The following is a 19,786-nucleotide window of genomic DNA, read 5'->3' on the forward strand; positions in this document are numbered from 1 at the left end:
TTATATACGATTTATAATTTCAATCATTGATATGCTGTTGTAAATAAACTGTCCTGAATATTCAATTTTTTAATTTTAGGTTTAAATTTTTATTTTTTAAAACATTAAGATATTGGATACTTTTTGATATGCTTAAACAAAAGGAAGTCGTAGTAAATAATATTCCTTTTTTAATATTAAAGCATGTCCGGACTGGTTTGTATTTTAATTTTCTTCATATAGTTTTTTCCATCGGGCAATGGTAGTCCTGCTTATTTTAAAATGGGCGGAAAGCTGTAAGTTGGTAAAATTCTGTTTTTTCTGATATTCTAAAATTTCAGATATTGATTTTTTGTCATAAGATCTATGCTGTTGATTAAGGCTCAGAGCTTCCTGATCTTTTGTCTCAAATATTATTTTGTTGAGTGCAATGACATCCAAAACCGATATATCCGTTTTTTTTAATATTTGTTCACATTTTTCCCTTTTACCGGGATACTTCAGGGTAATAATGTCATTATAAATTCTTTTATAGTCGGGTTTTTCGAATGTTTTTACGGGGATGACCGTCTTAGTCTCTTTGCTTGTATTTTGCATACCATTTGTATAAAGTGGTTTTGGGTATTCTGTATTCTTCCATTACCTGCTGCCTGGTTTTCTGGTGGGTATCTATGAGCTCCATAATAAAATCAATAACTTCTCTGGTATAAATATTTTTCCTGAACTCAGGAAGCCCGGATTTTATTGCAGACGGCTTATTGTACCCTGTTTTAGCAGGAACAGCGTACAGGATCAGATGCTGTGTGTATACCCTGAAGAAATCATATTCCAGCAATTTGCTCCAGCGAAGCAGCAATTGGGTGTCCATTGAGGCACTCTTATACATTTCCCGGATCTCCATTTCGCTGCAATTAAGAAAAGCACACATCCTATTGATGGGAATTTCCATTTCTTCATTTCTCTGTTTTATGAGTTCACCAATGTGAATATATTTATAGATCATAGGTTAAAGTTTAACCAGACAAAAATATCAGAATGCCCTTCTCATTATCAAACAAACTACTCACGGAATTATTAATTTCGAGAATATTAGTATCATAAATAACTTATTATCAAAACTATACTCTACAATAGATATTCAAGGTATGATGGTTCATATGCATAAGCATTCCCTAAAAGATGCAATGTCAATTGTTCATAATTTACATTGTATATTTGTGAAAATTTATGAAATCAGATGAGTACTATAGAATTCACCCCATTATGGAAAGAAAAGTTATTGAACCGTTTTCTTGCTTATGTAAAAATTTATTCAACCAGCGATGCTGAGAGTGAGACGACTCCGTCAACTTCCAGACAATGGGATATTGCCCGGTACATTGCTGAAGAATTAAAAACAATAGGGCTGGAAGATGTTTCTATAGATGATAACGGATATATTATGGGCTATGTGCCTTCTAATCTTGAGAATAATGATAAGCCTGTCATCGGATTTATCTCACATTATGACACTTCACCTGATTTCAGCGGGGAGAATGTAAAACCACAGGTTTGGGAAAACTATGACGGAAATGACTTAGTTTTAAATCGGGCAACAGGATTCACATTATCACCATCAAAATTTGAAAGCTTAAAAAAATATGTCGGGCAGACTTTAATTACTACGGACGGCAATACGCTTCTTGGCGCTGATGATAAGGCAGGCTGTGCGGAAATTGTAACAGCCGCTGAATATCTGATCGCGCATCCGGAAATCAAACACGGAAGAATTGCCGTAGGATTTACTCCGGATGAAGAGATAGGAAGGGGAGCCCACAAATTTGATGTAGCTAAATTCGGGGCAGAATTTGCGTATACGATGGACGGCGGAGAGGTAGGAGAACTTGAATATGAGAACTTTAATGCTGCCGGAGCCGTAGTAAAAATCCACGGGCTGAGCGTTCATCCGGGGTATGCTTACGGAAAAATGGTAAATGCCGCACTTCTGGCTGCAGAATTCGCACAAATGCTTCCTCCCAATGAAACGCCTGCCACCACAAAAGGATTTGAAGGTTTTTATCATTTGATGGATATTCATGCCGACATTTCGGAAGCGAAACTTCAGTATATCATCCGTGACCACGATGTGGATAAATTTGAAGGCCGAAAGAAATTCATGGAGGAAAAAATTGCTGAATTCAACCAAAAATACGGGGAAGGGACTGCTGAGGTTGAAATTAAAGAGCAATACCGCAATATGAAGCAGCAGTTTGAAGGTAAAATGCACATTATTGATCTTGCGGCACAGGCTATGAAGGAAGTTGGCATTGAACCTAAGATAAAAGCGATAAGGGGCGGAACAGACGGTGCCCAGCTGTCTTACATGGGCTTGCCGTGTCCCAATATTTTTGCAGGCGGGATCAACTTCCACGGGCCTTATGAGTATGTGGCACTGGAGAGTATGGAGAAGGCTGTTGAGGTGATCTTGAATATTGTAAAGGCTTAGAATCTGATCTATTGATATTAACAAAAACCACCGAAAGCGGTGGTTTTTTACTTAAAAATATAAGAAAATACTTTTTCCAAAACCGAGCGATACTCCCACAAATTGTATAGGGACAACAGCTCTAATAGTATAATTGCCCCATATGCGGAAACAGATCCCGGTGTTGTTTTATTTTTGAACAGGTATCTTAAGTAAACTATACAGAATATCTGTATAAGGATAAATTCTACGATATACATTATTTTATATTTAACTTTCTGTTCGAAGCCTCTTTTTCTCTACTTTAAATTTTGTTATAGCACTTATCTGTCCGGATCATCAGGTATATATTTTGAAGCAATCCCGGATATTTTCAGCTTGTCTCCCTCAATGAACACCTTTTCTACCGTATTGAAAACCCATTGAATATCTTCTCTGGGGTAATTTTTATCCTTTATTAAAAAGCGGATGATCATGGTTACTATATTAAAATGGCTTTCATCGGCTTTAAGCATCTTTTCTGAAAACAGTTTGTCATTGATCCCAATTCCAAAAGAGCTTTCCAGAGATCGTATCAAATCCCGTTCATTAAGTATTTCAATCTCATAATAACAGCTATCTGTTTTATTAATCTTTTGAGAATGGTACCAGACGCTCGCTGGCGAAATATCTTCTCCTTGTACTTTAAAGCTGATCATTCCGTCAGTATTTATTAATTGCGTCATCTGTACTGTCAGGTAAAACTTCCCATTCCGCATGTAAAAGCCTGTGCTCAATAACTTCCGTATTGGCTGGAATAGATGAAACCTGTGGTGGTATTACATCATTTTCTGATATTTTTTCCAATTTTCCCACTTTATACTTACGGGTCTTCAGGATTCCTTTTACAATCATTTTCTTATGATCAAGCTCTTCCGGCCATCCGGAAAGGCTATCGATGATATACATCACCGAGTCTGTCTGTAATCTTGCTCCTTCCTTGAAATTAAGGGCCGTCCCTTCTATTGTGGTCTCTTTTCTATTTTCTTGATTAACACCCGGTTTATAATCCTGGCATTTTAACAGGAAGGCCAGTAACAATAGGATACAATATTTCATTTTATGTGCTTTTATTCGAATGAATCATATGTAATTTATACTTATTTTCCTGTGAGAAAATTTTATGCTATAATCTCCTGATCGAAATTTTCTCAACTCTATATCAGGCTATCCAGATCGTAAGGCTCATAGTCGAAAGCCCTTCTTTTCGCTGCCTCATATTCTGTAATGCCCAGCGGAGTCATTCTATCATTCGTTCTATCATAAAGATATATATTTTGTGGGGCACTTCCATCTGCAGAACCTGACAATTGTATGATCATATGATCCGTAAGTACTGCATATAAGCAGTCATAATCTGTACTTAAATGTGCTATTTCATACTTGTCTTTTTCTGACAACCGGATTTTGCTATAGTCTTTCAGATCAATGGTTTCATTGGTTATTTTTATGATCTCACCTTCCTTATAAACAATTGAAGCCTCATTTCCGCTGTTGAAAAATAATAATTCTTTTTGTCCGCCTTCTAATTTATAGTAGAGTCCGTTAAAGATCCTGTCCATCTTTATTAATATTTCTATTCAGCCTGTAAAATTTATTTTCTTACCTGCACTTTTTCAATCTTATTCCGGTTGGCTTCTTCAGGATTAGTAAGGTCTTCGTATAGCATATAAAATGACATCACGATAATCACTACACCCAATCCCATTCCGCATAAGGAACGCCAATAGCTCATTCGCTTCAAATTATTTTCCGGTCTTGGTTCCAGTTCTTTTTTACTGTATGATTTGGAGAATAGGTACATCACTACCAATAAACAGACTCCAAGGATGAAGAACGTAACAAATTTTACAAAAATATGTTCTTTCAAATATTCGTCCATTTTCTTAATTATTAATTCTAAAAGTTACGATATCATTGCTATCATAACTCATTGTGTCTCATTTTTATTTTGCTTCGGGATCTTCCAATACCTTATCCAGCCATACGACACCTCCTGCCAGGAGTAATACGGCAAAAGGAAAACATCCTAAATAGTAAAACCATATAAAAACGGGATCAATCATCAATTCAAATATTTTCCCTATCCCCAGCAAACCAAAAAACATAGCAGAGATTATACTGGCCGTCTTATACCATTCTATTTTTCTACTGATCATAAAATATGTACAGGCTACCATGATTGTTATTATTAATATTCCTATCATATCTATTCTGGTATTTCAAGGGAACATCCCAATTTATTAAAATTTTCTTTCAATAGCTCAAATCCTTCTGTACTAAAGTTTCTCATTAAAAACGTGATACCTCGTAATGTTGCTGAAAGATTATATGCTAATTTCCGCCTAGTACCTGTTCTTTTTTATAACATCGAAACAAGCAGAATACAATTATCTGTATCGTCTATTTTGTCCTGATATTCTGTCTGAAGAAGCTGTTTTTATAGCCTTAGTATAAAAATGAGGGAATACAAAGAGGCGGTGAAAGATTATGAAGAATAAGAAATTAAAGCCTGCTCTGGTAAGCAAGCTTTAATTCTATAATCTAACTTTGAGCATTTACTAATAGCTTATAATTGCCTGACCTTTTTTCCATAATCTCCATTCATTATAATACTATATTGTTTAATTATTAAATCTCCGTATTAAAAAAATTCCCGGTCATTTTAACTTAAAAAGACCTATTAGAAAATTTCAATACATGAGTTTATTGAATTTGTTAAGACAGATGAGGTGTATTTTATTTTAAAAGTTCTCTGGTTGTGTTTTTTTTTATACTTTTAAAATACTTTAATTTGTTAAATTAAATCTCATCCATCAAAGACCATCAGCAAAAAGAAAGATCGAAATAATTTTTTTTCATAAATATCTGAGCTTTGTGTTTCATCTTATTAAGGTTTGGATTTAGCAAACAACTCTTCATCTGTAACACTACATTCAGATTGGTTTTCAGTTTTCAAATGTATTCAATCCTGAAGTCCTATAAAACAAAATGTACAATAGATTTATAAATTTGTAGCTTATATTTGCATATTTAATAATTCACAAGTTAATGACAAACAATTGGTTATATTGTAAAATAATATTCATGTATTTTTTAAAGTCATTGCAAAACTTTAAGTCATAAAAAGACCGTTTTTCCAAACAAATAAATATTTTTTCTGCCTGATTTTTCGGGATTTAAATTAAAAGTAGTTCATAAACACCTAAAATCCCGACTATTCTTTGTAATTTCGAATACACTTTTCAAATGTCAAAAAACACAAAAGCAATGCAGATGATTTTAGTAAAAAAACTGCTGTTAATATTAATTTTTTTCATTCCAATAAAAATATATTTACAAGAGATATCCGATCTAAAGGCTTCACGGGAAATAGACAGCTTAATTAAAAAAGATCAGTGGGAATTGGCACATTTTAAATTAAGCAATGAAAATATAAAATTTAAACGGCTTTCCAAGTATGAATTGAATTATGACATCTTAATTAAACTTGACTCTGCATCTGCGTTGTACCGGAAGGGGAAATATGAAGAATCGAAAAAGGCTCTTTTACAGACCATGAATTTTATCGAGAGCAACAAAAACAGACTGAGCCTGTCTAATTATGAAGGATTGAAGCATATGGGTATGACCACTCTGTTTTATACCGAAAAAAGGCTGGGAAATGTAGCACAGGGACTAAAATACCTGAGCTTTTTTTCAAGAGGAATAAGCCCCGTCTATATAAAAAAGCAAAGACTCTATTTTGCTATTGCCCATATAGAGTTAGGAGATTATAAAAAGGGGATCGATCTTCTTAGGATCAGGCTGAATGATGTACGTATGGATACAACACATGTTCTATACAACAAAATCATAACAGAAAAAGAAATCGCAACAACATACAATACCATAGCAGATACCTATATCAAATGGTATAAAGATACTGGTGAAAAGAAGTTTTTGGACTCGTCTCAAATCAATTATGAGAAAGCTTATTCAGCGGTTAAAAAAGCTCCTCTCATTTCCCAATACTCCAAAGCCCTGCACATCAACAGACTGGCCAATATCGCGTTACTCAAAAAACAATATAAATATTCTTTATCACTCTATAATATATGTGAAAATGATTCTTCTCTCATGGAAAAAGGGTTTTCCCGGGAAGCCATCTGGTTGGGAAAAGCGGAAAACTATACATTCCTTAAAAAAACCGATTCCGCATTTTATTATATTCATAAGTTGTATGATGAAAAAGCAGATTCAAAACTTGCCTATGATATTCAACTAAAAATATATCATCTCCTAAGCATTAATTACGAAAACCTCGGAGATAATAAGAATGCTTATAAATTTGCGAAGCTTAGTCTCTCTGAAATTCAAAAAAAGAAAGTTCGCGATGATTCAGGAAATATATTTTTAGGAATGTATGAGCAGCAGCAGATAAAATCCATCTCCGATGAAATGCTGAAAGAGAATAAAAAAAATATTTTACTGCTCATTGCTCTAATCGTTTTAACCTGTTCCGGAATTATTTTTTACGCTGTTGACAGACAAAAGAAAAGAAAAAAGAAAGCTCTTCTTGAAATTCAAAAAAGACAGGAAAAATTTAATATTGCCAATATAGATCCCGCAGCGGATGAAAAGACCGAGACCCCTCTGATCATAGAGGACGAGCTGGTCAATCGGATCCTTAAAAAAATAGAACTAATGGAGTCTGGCGAAAAGTTCCTGTCCAATAAATTTAAGCTTGCCAATGTGGCCAAACAGCTTAATACAAACACAGCTTATTTATCGCAGATTATCAATCAGCATAAAGGCATGTCGTTTTCAGAATATGTAAATACCCTGAGAATAGATTATGTCTTAAAAGAATTACAGGAAAATCCGAAATTCCGGAAATACACCATTCAGACCATCTCTGAAGAAGTTGGCTATAAAAGTCCTACTACATTTATCAATTCTTTTAAAAGCAGGGTAAATATGACCCCTTCATCTTATATTAAGCAATTAGAAAAAAGCGGGAATACAGAAGAATAGTATACCCCGCTATTATATTGAATCTTATACCTATACCGGCTCAACTGAAAACAAAATAATAGATCATACTCCATATAGCTACGAAAAATAAAACAAAGCCAAACGATTCCCTGAGATTCTGATTCTGTTTTCTGATATAATGCTTATAGAGCGTTACAATGATAAACGTAACGATAATTAAGCTTGGCAGTACCGTAAAGGTGTACATCTTTATTTATTTAAAAAAGCGTCCCATCCCTGCGCCGTCAGCGGAACCAATTGATTGGATCCTCTTGCCACCATAAAATTACCCTCCTGCTTATCCACAGCGTGCCCGATAATTGTAAAATCCGGGTGATTTTTGATCTTATCAAAATCATTCGGGGATATCGTAAACAGCAATTCATAGTCTTCTCCTCCGCTGAGTGCCGTCATGACAGGATTTAAATTAAGCTCATCCGCAGTAGAAACAGTAAGGCTGTCCATCGGGATTTTTTCTTCATACAATCTGAATCCCACTCCCGACTGCTCTGAAATATGCAGAATTTCCGAAGCCAGGCCATCCGAAATATCGATCATGGAAGTGGGCTTGATGTCCAGCTCTTCCAAAATATTTTTAATGTCAGTTCTCGCTTCAGGTTTCAATTGTCTTTCCAGGATATAGTCATAGCCTTCCATTTCAGGCTGCATATCAGGATTGGCCAGGAAAACAGCATGCTCTCTTTCCAGGATCTGCAGTCCCATGTAAGCTCCGCCCAGATCTCCGGTTACCACAAGAAGATCATTAGGCTTAGCCCCGCTTCTTTTTACAATACCTTCTTCATTCTCAATCCCAACAACAGTAATACTCATGACCAATCCGGAATTCGAGCTGGTTGTGTCCCCTCCCACCAGATCTACTTTATATCTTTTGCACGCAGCCTGAATTCCGTCATAAATTTCTTCCAGTGCTTCCACGGGGAAACGGTTAGAAACGGCGAGGGAAACCAGGATCTGTGTCGGAACAGCATTCATTGCCGCAATATCGCTGAGATTTACAATGACTGCTTTGTACCCTAAATGCTTTAACGGGACATACCCTAAATTAAAATGAACTCCTTCCGCCAGAAGATCCGTACTAAGAACTATTCTTTTATTGCCAGGATTAATAACCGCCGCATCATCCCCGATTCCCAGTTCCGAAGTCTCGTTGGATAAAGGAAAATGCTCTGTCAGATGCCTGATCAGGCCAAATTCTCCTAATTTGGAAATAGGAGTTAACTCCTGTGATTGATCTTCAAACATATTTTTGAAATTATAAGTAATTAGTAATAATCAATGAACTAGCAACCATCAACTCTAAACTATTATTTACCGAATTCTGCCGGGTCAATATTCTGCGGATGGAAAGGAAACTTTTTGAAATCCTCTTTCGACAGAACCACGGTATCCGGGCTTCTATACTTGTTCATTGCTTCTATTACATCATCCGGCGGAGTGGTCATTTTTCTGATCATCATATCGATCCATACCCCTGTAGCTTCTGATGTGGCACAGTGGGTCCCATCCGGAAGATAGAATTTATGCAAAAAACGGTAAATAGAAGAATCATCCGAAGATCCGTCTATTTCCACACTTACGATCACCGTCTGATCGGCATAGATCTCTTTGAAAAAAGAATACCTCTCATGCAGCATCACAGGCCCTATTCCCCATCTGCTCAGCTGGGTAACCCCCATTTTCTCTTTGGTCATAAAAGCCATTCTGGCTTGTGCACAGTATTGAACATACGTTGAGTTAGCTAAATGTTTATTGGCATCAAGATCACTCCAACGCACTTCGAATGTATGGTAGAAAATCATTTTGAATATCGTTTTTGAACTCCTAAAATTATATTCTTCAAAAATACTCAAATAAGATGGTTTATAAAAATTGTACTTTTGGAAAAATAATCTTCAGCATAGGATTAAACGTACATGAAACAAATTATCATTATCGGAGGCGGTGCAGCAGGTTTTTTCTGCGCATCGAATCTTGACGAAGCCCGATATACAATTACCATACTCGAACAAAATTCAGACGTGCTCCAGAAAGTGAAGGTATCGGGAGGAGGCCGTTGTAATGTGACCCATGCCTGTTTTGACCCAAGAGAGCTGGTGCAGTTTTATCCCCGGGGAAACAAAGAATTACTAAGCGTTTTCAGCAGATTTCAGCCCGGAGATACCATGGAATGGTTCGACCAACGAAAAGTTTCGTTGAAAATAGAAAAAGACAACCGAATATTCCCCGAAAGCAATTCTTCACAGACCATTATTGATACTTTCCTGAATGAGGTACAGAAAAAAAATGTTGAAATAAAGACAAAATGTTCTGTAAAGGAAATTGAGAAACTGGAAGATCAATACCTGATCAGGACCAGTTCCGGAGATTTTTTAGCAGATTATATCATTTATACGACCGGAAGCTCGCCAAAATCCCTGAAGATGATTGAAAACCTGGGACATACTATTGTTGAACCAGTCCCTTCCCTTTTTACCTTCAACATTAAGGATGAACTGATGAATGATCTTGCGGGCACAAGTTTTGAGAATGCCGAAATATCCATTCCATCATTAAAGACGGAAGAAAGCGGGCCTCTGCTGATCACTCATTGGGGGCTTTCCGGTCCTGCCGTTCTGAAGATATCTGCCTGGGAAGCAATAAGCCTCGCCAGGCTTAAATATCATTTTGAGATCGAAGTCAATTTTATTTCAACGGATTTTCAGGATGCAGAAGAAATATTCCAGCGTTTTAAACAGAATTATCCTAAAAAAACGATCGGACAATCCAAAATCTTTGATATCACCAATAGATTCTGGCAAAGAATATTACAAATATCAAAAATAGACCTCAACAAGCAGATTGCTAATATTTCCGGAAAAGAAATGCAGCTTATTTTGGAAAATTTGTGCCGAAAAAAACTGCCGGTAAAGGGAAAGTCAACTTTTAAAGAAGAGTTTGTAACAGCCGGAGGTGTAGACCTAAAAGAAATAAATTTTAAAAATATGTCTTCCAAAATACTCCCCAATTTTTATATTGCCGGTGAAGTTCTGAATATTGACGCTGTTACGGGCGGTTTTAATTTTCAGGCATGCTGGAGTGAGGCCTGGCAGATCGCACAGCATCTGAATACCATTTAAAAATCAATTTTATATTTGTACTATAAAAAACAATTGCATGAAAAAAAACCTGTCCCTTTTCCTCCTGCTGTTCCACATGCTGATCTTTGCTCAGAATAAGACCTTAATATCCAACTGGACTTCATATGTGCAATCCGTAAATGTAGAGGACAAACAAAACCAGAATTTCCGTGTCACAGCAAAAATGAGGAAAGACAATAATAACAACGGCTCCAACTGCGGGATCTGGTGCCGGGTTGATAAGACCGATGGAAAAAACGGTTTTTTCGAGAACCAGTACTATACGGTACAAGCCACTAATGAGTGGAAAATCTATGAAATAAAAGGAGTTATAGACCCAACGGGTAAGCTCTTGAATATAGGTGCGTTTGCTCAGGATAACGGTGATTTTTATTTTGATGATTTCAAGTTGGAACTCTTTAATGGAAAATCAAAAAAATGGATCGAAGTTCCGTTAAAAAATAGTGGTTTTGAAGAAAATTTAAATTCCGATAACAACTGGTATGAAGGTATCTATTCCGGAGAAACGGCCCATATAAAGCATTTTAATATTGAATCTTCTGCTTATCAACCTGCAAGTGGAAAGAAATCCCTGCTGATCAGGGGAAGAAATATCATCGGCACCATGCCCGAAGGAAAATTTGCAGATGTTAACGGTGTAAAGCTTTATTATGAGATATACGGCGAAGGAGAGCCTTTGCTCATGCTGCACGGAAACGGACAGTCAATCAGTGCATTTATCAATCAGGTTGAGGATTTTTCCAGGAAATATAAAGTTATTCTTGTTGACTGCAGAGGGCGGGGGAAATCTGCTTATGACAAGAATAAAGAGCTTACTTTTGATCTCCAGACTGAAGACCTGAAACAGTTTCTGGATAAACTTGGTATAAAAAAGACAAAGATCCTGGGCTGGAGCGATGGAGGAATCCTTGCCATATCCTTAGCTTTGAAATATCCTGAACTGACCGATAAAATTGCATGCTCGGGAGCCAATATCTTTCCGGAAGGTATAAAGGACGACGAATTGAAATCATTAAAAGAATATAAGGCTTCGCTTGTATCTTCTAATAGGAATCATCAGAATGATCTGTTGATCGATCTGCTTGATTTAGACATCAAATATCCTAACTGGAAATTTGAAGATTTAAAAAACATCCAATGTCCTTCCCTGATCATCGCCGGAGACAAGGATATGATAAAAACAGAGCATACCGTGAAAATAGCGGAATTTATCCCTAAAGGGCAGCTGGCTGTTATTCCCAAGTCCAGCCATTTTGTTCCTGAAGAAAAGCCCACGATTTTCAATCAGCTTGTTCTGGATTTTTTTGAAGATAAATAAAATGCTTTTAGCCAGAAAAAATATTTCAGTTCTTTTAAAAATCCTTTTAGTGATCGGATTTGTATATTTCTTTTGGCTGATGCTGAGGATCACCCTGGAATATATTCCCTTGAAAACAGATGTGAGCTTTCTGATGATCAAGCAGACGGAAGTTCATGAGAGGCCGGAATATCTTACCTTTTTCTATACCCATGTGTACACAAGCATTTTTGTATTACTTTCCGGATTCCTGGCCATCACCAGAAAAGATTTTGGCATCAAGAACTTTCACCGGTTTTCGGGAATGGTCTATATTATTATTCTGTTGATCTTTTCTGCTCCTTCGGGGATTTATATGGGGGTATTTGCCAACGGAGGCTTTTACTCAAAGATTTCTTTTGTCCTATTGGGCAGCCTGTGGTGGTTTACAACCTTCAAAGCCTATCAGATGGCCCGGCAGAAAAAATTCAGGCAGCACAGGCAATGGATGTGGCGAAGCTTTGCATTAACATTATCTGCCGTTACCCTAAGAATGTGGAAAGTTATTATTGTATATTTATTCCACTCAAATCCTATGGATGTCTACCAGATCATCGCATGGCTGGGGTGGGTCCCCAATATCCTTTTAATTGAATATTTAATAGCAAAAAAACATATATGAAAACTTTAAAACTGACATTGATCCCGCTTCTTGCCGCTACTCTGGTAAGCTGTAAAAAAGAAGCAAAAACCAATGAATCACCAAAAGACTCCCTTACCGTGAAAAAAGACTCCTTGATAGTTCCTGAAGTGTATAAGGAATACTATGGGGTTTATACCGGAGATTTCGCAGGCATGGAAAAAATAATCGATGAGGCTGACGGCTCCGAATATGAGAACAGCATCATGAAAAGAATTTCCATAAAGATCAACAGAATCACCAGTGACAGTGTGTACGGACAAAGCATTGTTAACGGCAATCAGCGCCCATTCCGGGGTATTTTCAATGAAAGCTCCAAGTCTTTTGTATTGGATGAGCCGGGTGATGATAATACCGACGGCAGGTTTGAAATAAAACTCAGTGGAGACAGCTTAGCCGGAAAATGGACGGCATTCAATAAAGCAGCCGTGAAAGCCCCGGTGAAGACTTTAAAATTAACCAAAAAAGAATTCGTTTATAATCCGAACTTCATGCTGGATGAAAATTCTGATCTGGTAGACTGGTCTAATCCCAAAGATTTTGTTCAGAAATATACCGATGAAGAAACCGGTAAAACGGAAAGCTATACCACTTCCATGAACAGGATCGCTTCTGATGCCATCTTCAAACTGAATGCATCTAAACAGAAACTGACAGAAAAGGATCTTAAGAATTTAAGGAAACTTGACCTTGAGATCATTAAAAATGCCGTATTCGCCAGGCACGGATATTCTTTCAAAAAAGAAACCTACCGGTATTTCTTTGAACAGACCGACTGGTATATCCCCGTATCCAATAATGTAGATCAGGAGCTTTCTCCTATGGAAAAAGAGAATGTGGCTTTACTGAACCGATTTATCAAATATGCTGAAGATAAATACGACAGTTTCGGAAGGTAAGCCTAAAAACTCACATTCTCCGTACGCTCAGAGCTCTTGATTTTCACAAAAAGATAAAGCAGGAAGCATCCGGCAGCATAACACAAAATATCGATCCAGGAAAAAGAATTTCCGATCACAATATACATCAGGCTTCCCTCACGGAAGCCTAGTTTTTCTGCAATATTAAAATACTGAGCGAATTCGACAAGACAGGAAAAAGCCAGTATCCCCAAGATGAGTTTCTGATCATTCATTTTAGCGAAACTCCTGATAAAAGTATAAATAAGGATGACCACAATTACATCTCCCAGGTAAGCCCTTACAAAGAAGAAATCCTTCAGCTTTGTAGCAATTAAAACTTCTGTAAGAAAAATGAATATCGTTAAAAGGAAATATTTAAGGTTGAATTTTAATTTCATCGTTTTATTTTTTGGCTGAAGCCTTTTAGTGCCTTTATTCAGCGGGCTAATGTCCGCCCCTGATGAATGATCCATAAAAAATCGGTATTCTTTGAACACCGATTTTTTTACAAATATATTATTTCTTTACTTTAACCGTACATCCGATTGCTACTGTCTTCGGAGTTTTTATGGCCTCTCCTCTGAGCAGCGCATTCACCGCATCCTGAACATAGTATTCTGAGACATCGTTTGGGTTTTCATAATTGTTGTCTATGGCACCAATGTATTTTACAATATTTTTACCGCCTTCCTTCTGTAAAAGAAATACATGCGGGGTCTTGGTGGCTCCGTATTGAGGATAAACCTTTTGCCCCTCATCCATTAAATAAGGAAAAGTAAAACCTTTCTCCTTTGCCCTTTCGATCATTTTCTGGTAGCTGTCTTCCGGCTGAACAGCAGGATCATTCGGGTTGATCGCAATTACAGGATAGCCCAGGCTTTTGTATTTTTTATCCAGCTCTATGATCCTGTCTTCATATTTTTTCGCGTATGGGCAATGGTTGCAGGTAAAGACCACGATAAAGCCTTTGGCCTGTTTATAATCATTCAGGGAAACCATTTTCCCGTCAACGTTCTTTAGCTTGAAGTCTGCTGCTTCATCTCCTATTTCATAGCCTTTCGGTAAAGAAGCAGACTGTTTTTCTGCCTCATTTTTGTCAGGATTTATTGTGGTAAAGCTTAAAAGTCCGAGGCCCACTATAAAAGCGGCCATTAAAATTTTCAGGTTTTTCATAATATTTCGTTTAAAGTAAGTTTTTAATTATAACATTTTCCAGTTCTTCTTTGCTCATTTCTCCGTCATTGAAATGTATTTTTTCTCCGTTTTTATAAAACAGGGTTACCGGGATATTTCCGTCCCAGTCTTTTTCAAACCTTGGTATCCAGGTATTCATTCTTTTAATATCGTCCAGTAAGATCACTTCTGCGGTAAGGTTCTTATTTTTGATGAACTTCATTACCCGTTCCTTATCCACCAGCCTGTCCAGAGAAACGAGAAGCATTTTAAACTTCGGGTTATCTGCATGTTTGTTATTAACCTCCATAAAATGAGGAAGCTCTTTCACACAGGGAGCACAGGTCGTAGACCAGAAGTTGACAACCAGGAGCTTATCTCCTTCCTGCTGAATTCGTTTCTCCAGCTCTTCATACTTCACGGAAGGAACTATTGACTGTTGAGCATTGAAAACAGCAAAACATGCAATCATGAATAGTAAGGTGAGTAAATTTTTCATACTCAAAATTAATAAATTATTATTATTCAATATCTAATAAAAAGATAAGTATTTGGCGTTCTTTTTGTTGGTTATAATCTAAGGCAGCATAATCTCTTTTTTTTAGATAAAATCCATAGCTATGAAAAAGGTAATCTTCTTTTTAGGAATGCTTTTCTGCATCATAATATCCGGTCAGATAACCGATATAAAAAGCACGGCCCCCGCAACGATATCTGCTGTTCCCCACTATGAAGACTTAAAAACAAAAATCAATCTGGAAGGTGCCGTGACCAAAGCAGACAAGGCCCCGGAATTTCCCGGCGGTATGACTGCTTTTTACCGGGAATTCCGGTACAATATGGATATCATTTCTGCTAAATACAATAAAATTGATATCCGGGTATACTTCATTGTGGAGAAAAACGGCTACGTAAGGGACGTCACTGCAATCGGGGAAAACAAAAAGCATCTGCAGGCTGCAGAAACGGCTATAAGAAGAATGTTTGTCCGATGGAAACCGGCAACCATCAATAATGAGCCCGTTCGTTTTCTCTATACTTTTCCTTTATCTTTGAAAAAATATTAACCGATTAAAATTTGATCTTGTTAAAAATATTCTATTGTACAGATGTTTTCAACAGGACATCTGATTAAACTTATAAAAAGATAAAACACATAAAACACTTAAGTTTAATCAAAAAACTGCTTTTGAAGTTTATTTCAGTCTTTTGAAAACTAATATTGAGTAGGCTAAAAATTCTTCTTATATGGGCTTTTTTATTTCCATAAAACAATAATTTTTAACACTTTAAGTGACGTATAACAATATTAACCTTTTTTCAGTAAAAGTGGCCGGATCACCCCCCGATCATCTTTTTAATCGCATTAAGTTTCATCAAAGCTTCAATCGGAGTTAAGGTATTGATATCTATTTTTGTCAATTCCTCACGAATGTTTTCCAAAACAGGATCATCCAGCTGGAAGAAAGAGAGCTGCATATTTTCTTCGGTCACTCTTTTGATACTTTCTGATGACCCTCCGCCCTGTGTACGGCTTGCTTCAAGGGTTTTCAGGATTTCAGAAGCTCTGTTTACTACTTTTGAGGGCATCCCGGCCAGTTTCGCTACATGAATACCAAAGCTGTGCTCACTGCCTCCCGGAATAAGCTTTCTCAGGAAAATAATATTCCCTTTATTCTCCTGAATGGATACGTGGAAGTTTTTTATCCTTTCAAAATTGACGGTCATCTCGTTCAATTCATGGTAATGGGTAGCAAATAATGTTTTTGCCTGCGTCGGATGCTGATGAAGGTATTCCGCAATGGCCCAGGCAATAGAAACCCCGTCATAGGTTGAGGTTCCCCGCCCTATCTCATCCAGCAGGATCAGGCTTCGCCCTGAAATATTATTTAAGATATTCGCGGCTTCATTCATTTCAACCATGAAAGTAGACTCCCCTGCCGAAATATTATCCGTAGCTCCTACTCTTGTAAAAATTTTATCTAATATCCCTATCTCAGCATGTTTTGCAGGAACAAAGCTCCCGATCTGCGCTAAAAGGCAGACAATGGCAGTCTGACGGAGTATTGCCGATTTACCGGCCATGTTCGGTCCCGTAACCATAATGATCTGCTGTGAGTCTTTATCTAAAAAGATATCATTCGGGATGTATTTTTCTCCTAAAGGAAGTGCATTTTCAATGATCGGGTGCCTTGCTTCTTTAAGGTCAATGGCATATCCGTCATTTAAAACCGGTTTCGTATAGCTTTCGGAAACCGCGAGATCAGACAATCCTACTGCTACATCAAGCTGTGCAATGATATTTGAATTTTCCTGGATCTGATCAATATATACCATAGTTTCGGCACAAACATTCCGGTACAGCTCGGTTTCCAGAACACCTATTTTTTCTTCTGCTCCAAGGATCTGGTTTTCATATTCCTTTAATTCTTCGGTGATATACCGTTCTGCGTTGACAAGGGTCTGCTTTCTGAGCCAGTCTGCAGGAACTTTATCTTTATGGGTATTCCTGACTTCGATAAAATATCCGAATACGTTGTTAAAGTCTATTTTTAAGCTCGAAATTCCTGTTCTTTCAATTTCTCTCTGGCACATTTCATCCAGGAATCCGCGGCCTTTGCTTTGAAGGTTCCTCAGCCTGTCCAGTTCTTCGGAAATGCCTTCTCTGATGATATTTCCTTTGGCAATACTTACGGGAAGTTCTTCATTCAGATGGTTTTGTAAAAACCTGATCAGCTCTTCAAGATCATATAAAGGATTCAGCCATCCCAAAACATCAGCATGGGGATGAAGCAATGCTTTGATCTGATGAATATTGATCAGACTCTGGCGAAGATAGCCTATCTCCTTAGGAGAGATCTTTTCAGCAGCAAGCTTTCCCATCAGCCTGTCAAGATCCGAGATAGATCTTAACAATTGGGAAATGTCATACTTCAGGTTATCATTCTCGTTGAAAAAATCGATCAGGGATAGTCTTCTGCTGATCTCATCCACAGATTTTAAAGGGAGAATAATCCGTCTCCTCAATAACCTTCCTCCCATCGGGGTAGAAGTCTTATCAATGATATCCAGCAATGATTTTCCCTGAGGGTTTCCGGAATATACAATTTCCAGATTTCTCAATGTAAAATTATCCATCATCAGGAAGTCTTCCTGCGGAATAACCTGTATCTTTGTGATATGCGAAAGCAGGTTATGATGGGTATCTTCTACCAGATAGGCAAAAATAGCCCCGGCAGCAGTAATGGCCTGTTGAAAATTCTCTACACCAAATCCTTTTAAGGAATTCGTTTTAAAATGACCGGTGAGTTTCTCATGTGCAAAACTATACTGATAGGCCCAGTCTTCCAGTTTAAAGGCACTTTTGTTCTTAAGCTGTTCCGGAAGCTGTACACTTCTCTGGTAAATGATCTCGCTGGGATCGAACGTATTGACAATATGTAAAAGCTTATCTAAATTTCCTTCACTTACCAAAAATTCTCCCGTAGAAATATCCACCAGAGCTATTCCGTATTTTTCTTTCTCTTTATGAAGGGAAAGCAGGAAATTATTCTTTTTGGAGTTTAAAACCTGGTCATTGAATGTAACCCCTGGTGTCACAAGCTCTGTCACCCCTCTTTTTACAATTCCTTTGACCATTTTAGGGTCTTCCAGCTGATCACAGATGGCCACCCTCATACCGGCTCTTACCAGCTTCGGCAAATAAGAATCTATGGAATGATGGGGAAACCCTGCCAGCTCAATATGGCTGTCGCCGTTATTCCGTTTGGTAAGAACAATCCCGAGGATCTGGGAGGTTTTCACGGCATCCTGCCCGAAGGTTTCATAAAAGTCCCCTACCCTGAATAACAAAAGCGCATCAGGATATTTCGCCTTGATGGTATTGTACTGCGTCATTAACGGGGTCTCTTTCTTCACCTTTGCCATTGAAATTGTGTCTTAAAATTTAGGATGGTAAAAGTAAGAAATAAAATAAGATGATTAACACCCTTTAAAGTGAATTCGATGTCTTACCCTTAAAAAATATAACCACAGATTTCACGGATTTTCACAGATGATTGTGTTTATTTTTATACAGAGATTATCCAAAATATTTTTAACCGTAAACATCTGTGAAAATCCGTGAAATCTGTGGTGATTTATAAATAGTTCGTTAATTTTTAAGATGCTTTTCTAATGCTTTAGTGCTTTTTTCATAGGCCCACCTTTGCTTGTAATTAACCCATCTGACTTTGAAAAGTTTTCGTAAAACTTTATCTGTATACCTCATGATAAAAACATGATACAGCATATTGGCAAAAACTTTCGGTTTATTGGGAAGCGCACGAAGCGACAGGGAAAATCCCGGTTCCAGGTAGCGGTTAAAATGCCAGAACGCTCCGGGAATGAACAGCGCATCTCCATGTTCCATAAAAATTTCGTAACCTCTTGCATATTTCAGGGCCGGGAATTTTTCATAATCCGGGTTTTCATAATCCAGTTCATAAATGGTGTGAACCGACAACGGAACTTTATATAAAAACGGAGATTGTTTCTGATCAAACAACAGGATCCGTTTCTTTCCCTCGAAGTGGATATGGAGAAAATCTCCCAGATCCACATCATAATGCATGAGAACATGGGCCTCGCTTCCCCCGAAAAATAAAGTAGGCAGCCTTTTGAAGAACTTCATTCCAAGATCGGGATAGGTGAAGTTTTTCAACAGCTCCGGAAGCCTGTCTGTAATGATATAAAAGAAGATACGTAAGTCTGATGGCTTTCTTTTGATGGTATCAATATAATCCTTCATCTTCATATGAGTTACCGGAGCATCCGAGCTTTTGGACGCATCGGCAGGCCTGTTATCATATAATGGAACATCCTGTTCCCCTGCTTTTTCGCGGATGTAGTCAAAATTCCATTTGTCAAAAGCATCCCATCTGCCTGCAAAATTTTTGATCAGCAGAGGCTTCTGCTTTTTGAAATAGTTTTTCTGAAAGTCTTCTTTACTAATATCTTCAACAATATCTGCGCTATCGAGGATCATTTGTTTCTTGATTTAATGAAATAAAAATAATGCTTTTTTCGAAATTTATAAAA

22 protein-coding genes are annotated in these 19,786 nt (G+C 37.3%); 7 read left to right on the plus strand and 15 right to left on the minus strand.

All coding sequences use genetic code 11. The features are described from left to right. Positions 1 to 204 precede the first annotated feature (204 nt). Positions 205 to 576, minus strand: a complete 372-nt coding sequence (locus tag HNP38_RS10460; RefSeq protein WP_184189016.1) for a helix-turn-helix domain-containing protein — start codon at positions 574 to 576, stop codon at positions 205 to 207. Next, positions 551 to 982, minus strand: a complete 432-nt coding sequence (locus HNP38_RS10465) for a transposase (protein WP_184189019.1) — start codon at positions 980 to 982, stop codon at positions 551 to 553. The genes HNP38_RS10460 and HNP38_RS10465 overlap by 26 nt, the downstream gene beginning before the upstream one ends. Positions 983 to 1,216: 234 nt before the next feature. On the opposite strand from HNP38_RS10465, the gene pepT reads away from it, so the two are divergent. Further along, positions 1,217 to 2,464, plus strand: a complete 1,248-nt coding sequence (pepT, locus tag HNP38_RS10470; RefSeq protein WP_184189022.1) for a peptidase T — start codon at positions 1,217 to 1,219, stop codon at positions 2,462 to 2,464. Between the two features lie 302 nt (positions 2,465 to 2,766). Here the strand turns inward: pepT and HNP38_RS10475 are convergent, their stop codons facing one another. From HNP38_RS10475 to HNP38_RS10495, 5 genes are all read right to left on the minus strand, one after another. Continuing rightward, positions 2,767 to 3,168, minus strand: a complete 402-nt coding sequence (locus HNP38_RS10475; RefSeq protein ID WP_184189025.1) for a hypothetical protein — start codon at positions 3,166 to 3,168, stop codon at positions 2,767 to 2,769. Next, a complete protein-coding gene (locus HNP38_RS10480) occupies positions 3,146 to 3,541 on the minus strand; it encodes a hypothetical protein (RefSeq protein ID WP_184189028.1) in 396 nt (131 codons plus the stop codon). Before HNP38_RS10480 ends, HNP38_RS10475 begins: the two co-directional genes overlap by 23 nt. Positions 3,542 to 3,639: 98 nt before the next feature. Beyond that, a complete protein-coding gene (locus HNP38_RS10485; RefSeq protein ID WP_184189031.1) occupies positions 3,640 to 4,044 on the minus strand; it encodes a hypothetical protein in 405 nt (134 codons plus the stop codon). Positions 4,045 to 4,076: 32 nt separating this feature from the next. Next, complete coding sequence (locus HNP38_RS10490) at positions 4,077 to 4,364, minus strand: hypothetical protein (protein WP_184189035.1); 288 nt, start codon at positions 4,362 to 4,364, stop codon at positions 4,077 to 4,079. Positions 4,365 to 4,428: 64 nt separating this feature from the next. Continuing rightward, positions 4,429 to 4,689, minus strand: a complete 261-nt coding sequence (locus HNP38_RS10495) for a hypothetical protein (protein WP_184189038.1) — start codon at positions 4,687 to 4,689, stop codon at positions 4,429 to 4,431. 1,042 nt (positions 4,690 to 5,731) lie between these two features. Here HNP38_RS10495 and HNP38_RS10500 point away from each other — a divergent pair. Then, complete coding sequence (locus HNP38_RS10500) at positions 5,732 to 7,498, plus strand: helix-turn-helix domain-containing protein (protein ID WP_184189041.1); 1,767 nt, start codon at positions 5,732 to 5,734, stop codon at positions 7,496 to 7,498. 40 nt (positions 7,499 to 7,538) lie between these two features. Here the strand turns inward: HNP38_RS10500 and HNP38_RS18000 are convergent, their stop codons facing one another. The 3 genes from HNP38_RS18000 to HNP38_RS10510 form a co-directional block, all read right to left on the minus strand. Then, positions 7,539 to 7,706 carry a hypothetical protein gene (locus HNP38_RS18000; RefSeq protein WP_228461034.1) on the minus strand — a complete coding sequence of 56 codons (168 nt, stop codon included), beginning with the start codon at positions 7,704 to 7,706 and terminating at the stop codon, positions 7,539 to 7,541. A 2-nt stretch (positions 7,707 to 7,708) separates the two neighbouring features. Further along, on the minus strand, positions 7,709 to 8,761 hold the full coding sequence (gene thiL, locus HNP38_RS10505) for a thiamine-phosphate kinase (protein WP_184189044.1): 1,053 nt from the start codon (positions 8,759 to 8,761) through the stop codon (positions 7,709 to 7,711). A gap of 62 nt (positions 8,762 to 8,823) precedes the next feature. Then, entirely contained in the window at positions 8,824 to 9,318 is a 495-nt protein-coding gene (locus HNP38_RS10510; protein WP_184189047.1) for an acyl-CoA thioesterase, read from the minus strand. A 114-nt stretch (positions 9,319 to 9,432) separates the two neighbouring features. Between HNP38_RS10510 and HNP38_RS10515 the strand changes: the two genes are divergently transcribed. The 4 genes from HNP38_RS10515 to HNP38_RS10530 are packed head-to-tail and all read left to right on the plus strand — an operon-like array spanning position 9,433 to position 13,531. Beyond that, positions 9,433 to 10,635 (plus strand): NAD(P)/FAD-dependent oxidoreductase, encoded by a 1,203-nt coding sequence (locus HNP38_RS10515; RefSeq protein WP_184189050.1) that lies wholly within the window; start codon positions 9,433 to 9,435, stop codon positions 10,633 to 10,635. Positions 10,636 to 10,672: 37 nt separating this feature from the next. Then, positions 10,673 to 11,974, plus strand: a complete 1,302-nt coding sequence (locus tag HNP38_RS10520) for an alpha/beta fold hydrolase (protein ID WP_184189053.1) — start codon at positions 10,673 to 10,675, stop codon at positions 11,972 to 11,974. A gap of 1 nt (position 11,975) precedes the next feature. After that, positions 11,976 to 12,614, plus strand: a complete 639-nt coding sequence (locus HNP38_RS10525) for a DUF2306 domain-containing protein (RefSeq protein ID WP_184189056.1) — start codon at positions 11,976 to 11,978, stop codon at positions 12,612 to 12,614. Continuing rightward, positions 12,611 to 13,531: a YARHG domain-containing protein gene (locus tag HNP38_RS10530; RefSeq protein ID WP_184189059.1), complete on the plus strand. Its 921-nt coding sequence runs from the start codon at positions 12,611 to 12,613 to the stop codon at positions 13,529 to 13,531. The genes HNP38_RS10525 and HNP38_RS10530 overlap by 4 nt, the downstream gene beginning before the upstream one ends. 2 nt (positions 13,532 to 13,533) lie before the next feature. Here HNP38_RS10530 and HNP38_RS10535 read toward each other — a convergent pair whose 3' ends face one another. The 3 genes from HNP38_RS10535 to HNP38_RS10545 form a co-directional block, all read right to left on the minus strand. Further along, positions 13,534 to 13,932 (minus strand): DUF2809 domain-containing protein, encoded by a 399-nt coding sequence (locus HNP38_RS10535; RefSeq protein WP_184189063.1) that lies wholly within the window; start codon positions 13,930 to 13,932, stop codon positions 13,534 to 13,536. A 118-nt stretch (positions 13,933 to 14,050) separates the two neighbouring features. Next, positions 14,051 to 14,707, minus strand: a complete 657-nt coding sequence (locus HNP38_RS10540) for a thioredoxin family protein (protein ID WP_184189067.1) — start codon at positions 14,705 to 14,707, stop codon at positions 14,051 to 14,053. A gap of 10 nt (positions 14,708 to 14,717) precedes the next feature. Next, positions 14,718 to 15,206 (minus strand): TlpA family protein disulfide reductase, encoded by a 489-nt coding sequence (locus tag HNP38_RS10545; protein ID WP_184189070.1) that lies wholly within the window; start codon positions 15,204 to 15,206, stop codon positions 14,718 to 14,720. Positions 15,207 to 15,327: 121 nt separating this feature from the next. Here HNP38_RS10545 and HNP38_RS10550 point away from each other — a divergent pair, with 121 nt between their 5' ends. Next, positions 15,328 to 15,774: an energy transducer TonB gene (locus HNP38_RS10550; RefSeq protein WP_184189073.1), complete on the plus strand. Its 447-nt coding sequence runs from the start codon at positions 15,328 to 15,330 to the stop codon at positions 15,772 to 15,774. A gap of 271 nt (positions 15,775 to 16,045) precedes the next feature. Here HNP38_RS10550 and mutS read toward each other — a convergent pair whose 3' ends face one another. Beyond that, positions 16,046 to 18,634, minus strand: a complete 2,589-nt coding sequence (gene mutS, locus HNP38_RS10555) for a DNA mismatch repair protein MutS (RefSeq protein ID WP_184189076.1) — start codon at positions 18,632 to 18,634, stop codon at positions 16,046 to 16,048. Between the two features lie 226 nt (positions 18,635 to 18,860). Then, positions 18,861 to 19,733, minus strand: a complete 873-nt coding sequence (locus tag HNP38_RS10560; protein WP_184189079.1) for a cupin-like domain-containing protein — start codon at positions 19,731 to 19,733, stop codon at positions 18,861 to 18,863. Between the last annotated feature and the right edge of the window lie 53 nt (positions 19,734 to 19,786).

Origin of the sequence: Chryseobacterium defluvii, assembly GCF_014204415.1 — a bacterium.
Taxonomy (GTDB): Bacteria; Bacteroidota; Bacteroidia; order Flavobacteriales; family Weeksellaceae; genus Chryseobacterium; species Chryseobacterium defluvii_A.

Bases quoted from the DNA above. Each gene is read 5' to 3' on its own strand.
- HNP38_RS10525 (WP_184189056.1), top strand. From the start codon at position 11,976: ATGCTTTTAGCCAGAAAAAATATTTCAGTTCTTTTAAAAATCCTTTTA.
- HNP38_RS10530 (WP_184189059.1), top strand. From the start codon at position 12,611: ATGAAAACTTTAAAACTGACATTGATCCCGCTTCTTGCCGCTACTCTG.
- pepT (WP_184189022.1), top strand. From the start codon at position 1,217: ATGAGTACTATAGAATTCACCCCATTATGGAAAGAAAAGTTATTGAAC.
- HNP38_RS10480 (WP_184189028.1), bottom strand. From the start codon at position 3,541: ATGAAATATTGTATCCTATTGTTACTGGCCTTCCTGTTAAAATGCCAG.
- HNP38_RS10540 (WP_184189067.1), bottom strand. From the start codon at position 14,707: ATGAAAAACCTGAAAATTTTAATGGCCGCTTTTATAGTGGGCCTCGGA.
- HNP38_RS10535 (WP_184189063.1), bottom strand. From the start codon at position 13,932: ATGAAATTAAAATTCAACCTTAAATATTTCCTTTTAACGATATTCATT.
- HNP38_RS10515 (WP_184189050.1), top strand. From the start codon at position 9,433: ATGAAACAAATTATCATTATCGGAGGCGGTGCAGCAGGTTTTTTCTGC.
- HNP38_RS10460 (WP_184189016.1), bottom strand. From the start codon at position 576: ATGCAAAATACAAGCAAAGAGACTAAGACGGTCATCCCCGTAAAAACA.
- HNP38_RS10465 (WP_184189019.1), bottom strand. From the start codon at position 982: ATGATCTATAAATATATTCACATTGGTGAACTCATAAAACAGAGAAAT.
- HNP38_RS10485 (WP_184189031.1), bottom strand. From the start codon at position 4,044: ATGGACAGGATCTTTAACGGACTCTACTATAAATTAGAAGGCGGACAA.
- HNP38_RS10495 (WP_184189038.1), bottom strand. From the start codon at position 4,689: ATGATAGGAATATTAATAATAACAATCATGGTAGCCTGTACATATTTT.
- HNP38_RS10545 (WP_184189070.1), bottom strand. From the start codon at position 15,206: ATGAAAAATTTACTCACCTTACTATTCATGATTGCATGTTTTGCTGTT.
- HNP38_RS10475 (WP_184189025.1), bottom strand. From the start codon at position 3,168: ATGACGCAATTAATAAATACTGACGGAATGATCAGCTTTAAAGTACAA.
- HNP38_RS10500 (WP_184189041.1), top strand. From the start codon at position 5,732: ATGTCAAAAAACACAAAAGCAATGCAGATGATTTTAGTAAAAAAACTG.
- HNP38_RS10490 (WP_184189035.1), bottom strand. From the start codon at position 4,364: ATGGACGAATATTTGAAAGAACATATTTTTGTAAAATTTGTTACGTTC.
- thiL (WP_184189044.1), bottom strand. From the start codon at position 8,761: ATGTTTGAAGATCAATCACAGGAGTTAACTCCTATTTCCAAATTAGGA.
- HNP38_RS18000 (WP_228461034.1), bottom strand. From the start codon at position 7,706: ATGTACACCTTTACGGTACTGCCAAGCTTAATTATCGTTACGTTTATC.
- HNP38_RS10520 (WP_184189053.1), top strand. From the start codon at position 10,673: ATGAAAAAAAACCTGTCCCTTTTCCTCCTGCTGTTCCACATGCTGATC.
- HNP38_RS10510 (WP_184189047.1), bottom strand. From the start codon at position 9,318: ATGATTTTCTACCATACATTCGAAGTGCGTTGGAGTGATCTTGATGCC.
- HNP38_RS10550 (WP_184189073.1), top strand. From the start codon at position 15,328: ATGAAAAAGGTAATCTTCTTTTTAGGAATGCTTTTCTGCATCATAATA.
- HNP38_RS10560 (WP_184189079.1), bottom strand. From the start codon at position 19,733: ATGATCCTCGATAGCGCAGATATTGTTGAAGATATTAGTAAAGAAGAC.
- mutS (WP_184189076.1), bottom strand. From the start codon at position 18,634: ATGGCAAAGGTGAAGAAAGAGACCCCGTTAATGACGCAGTACAATACC.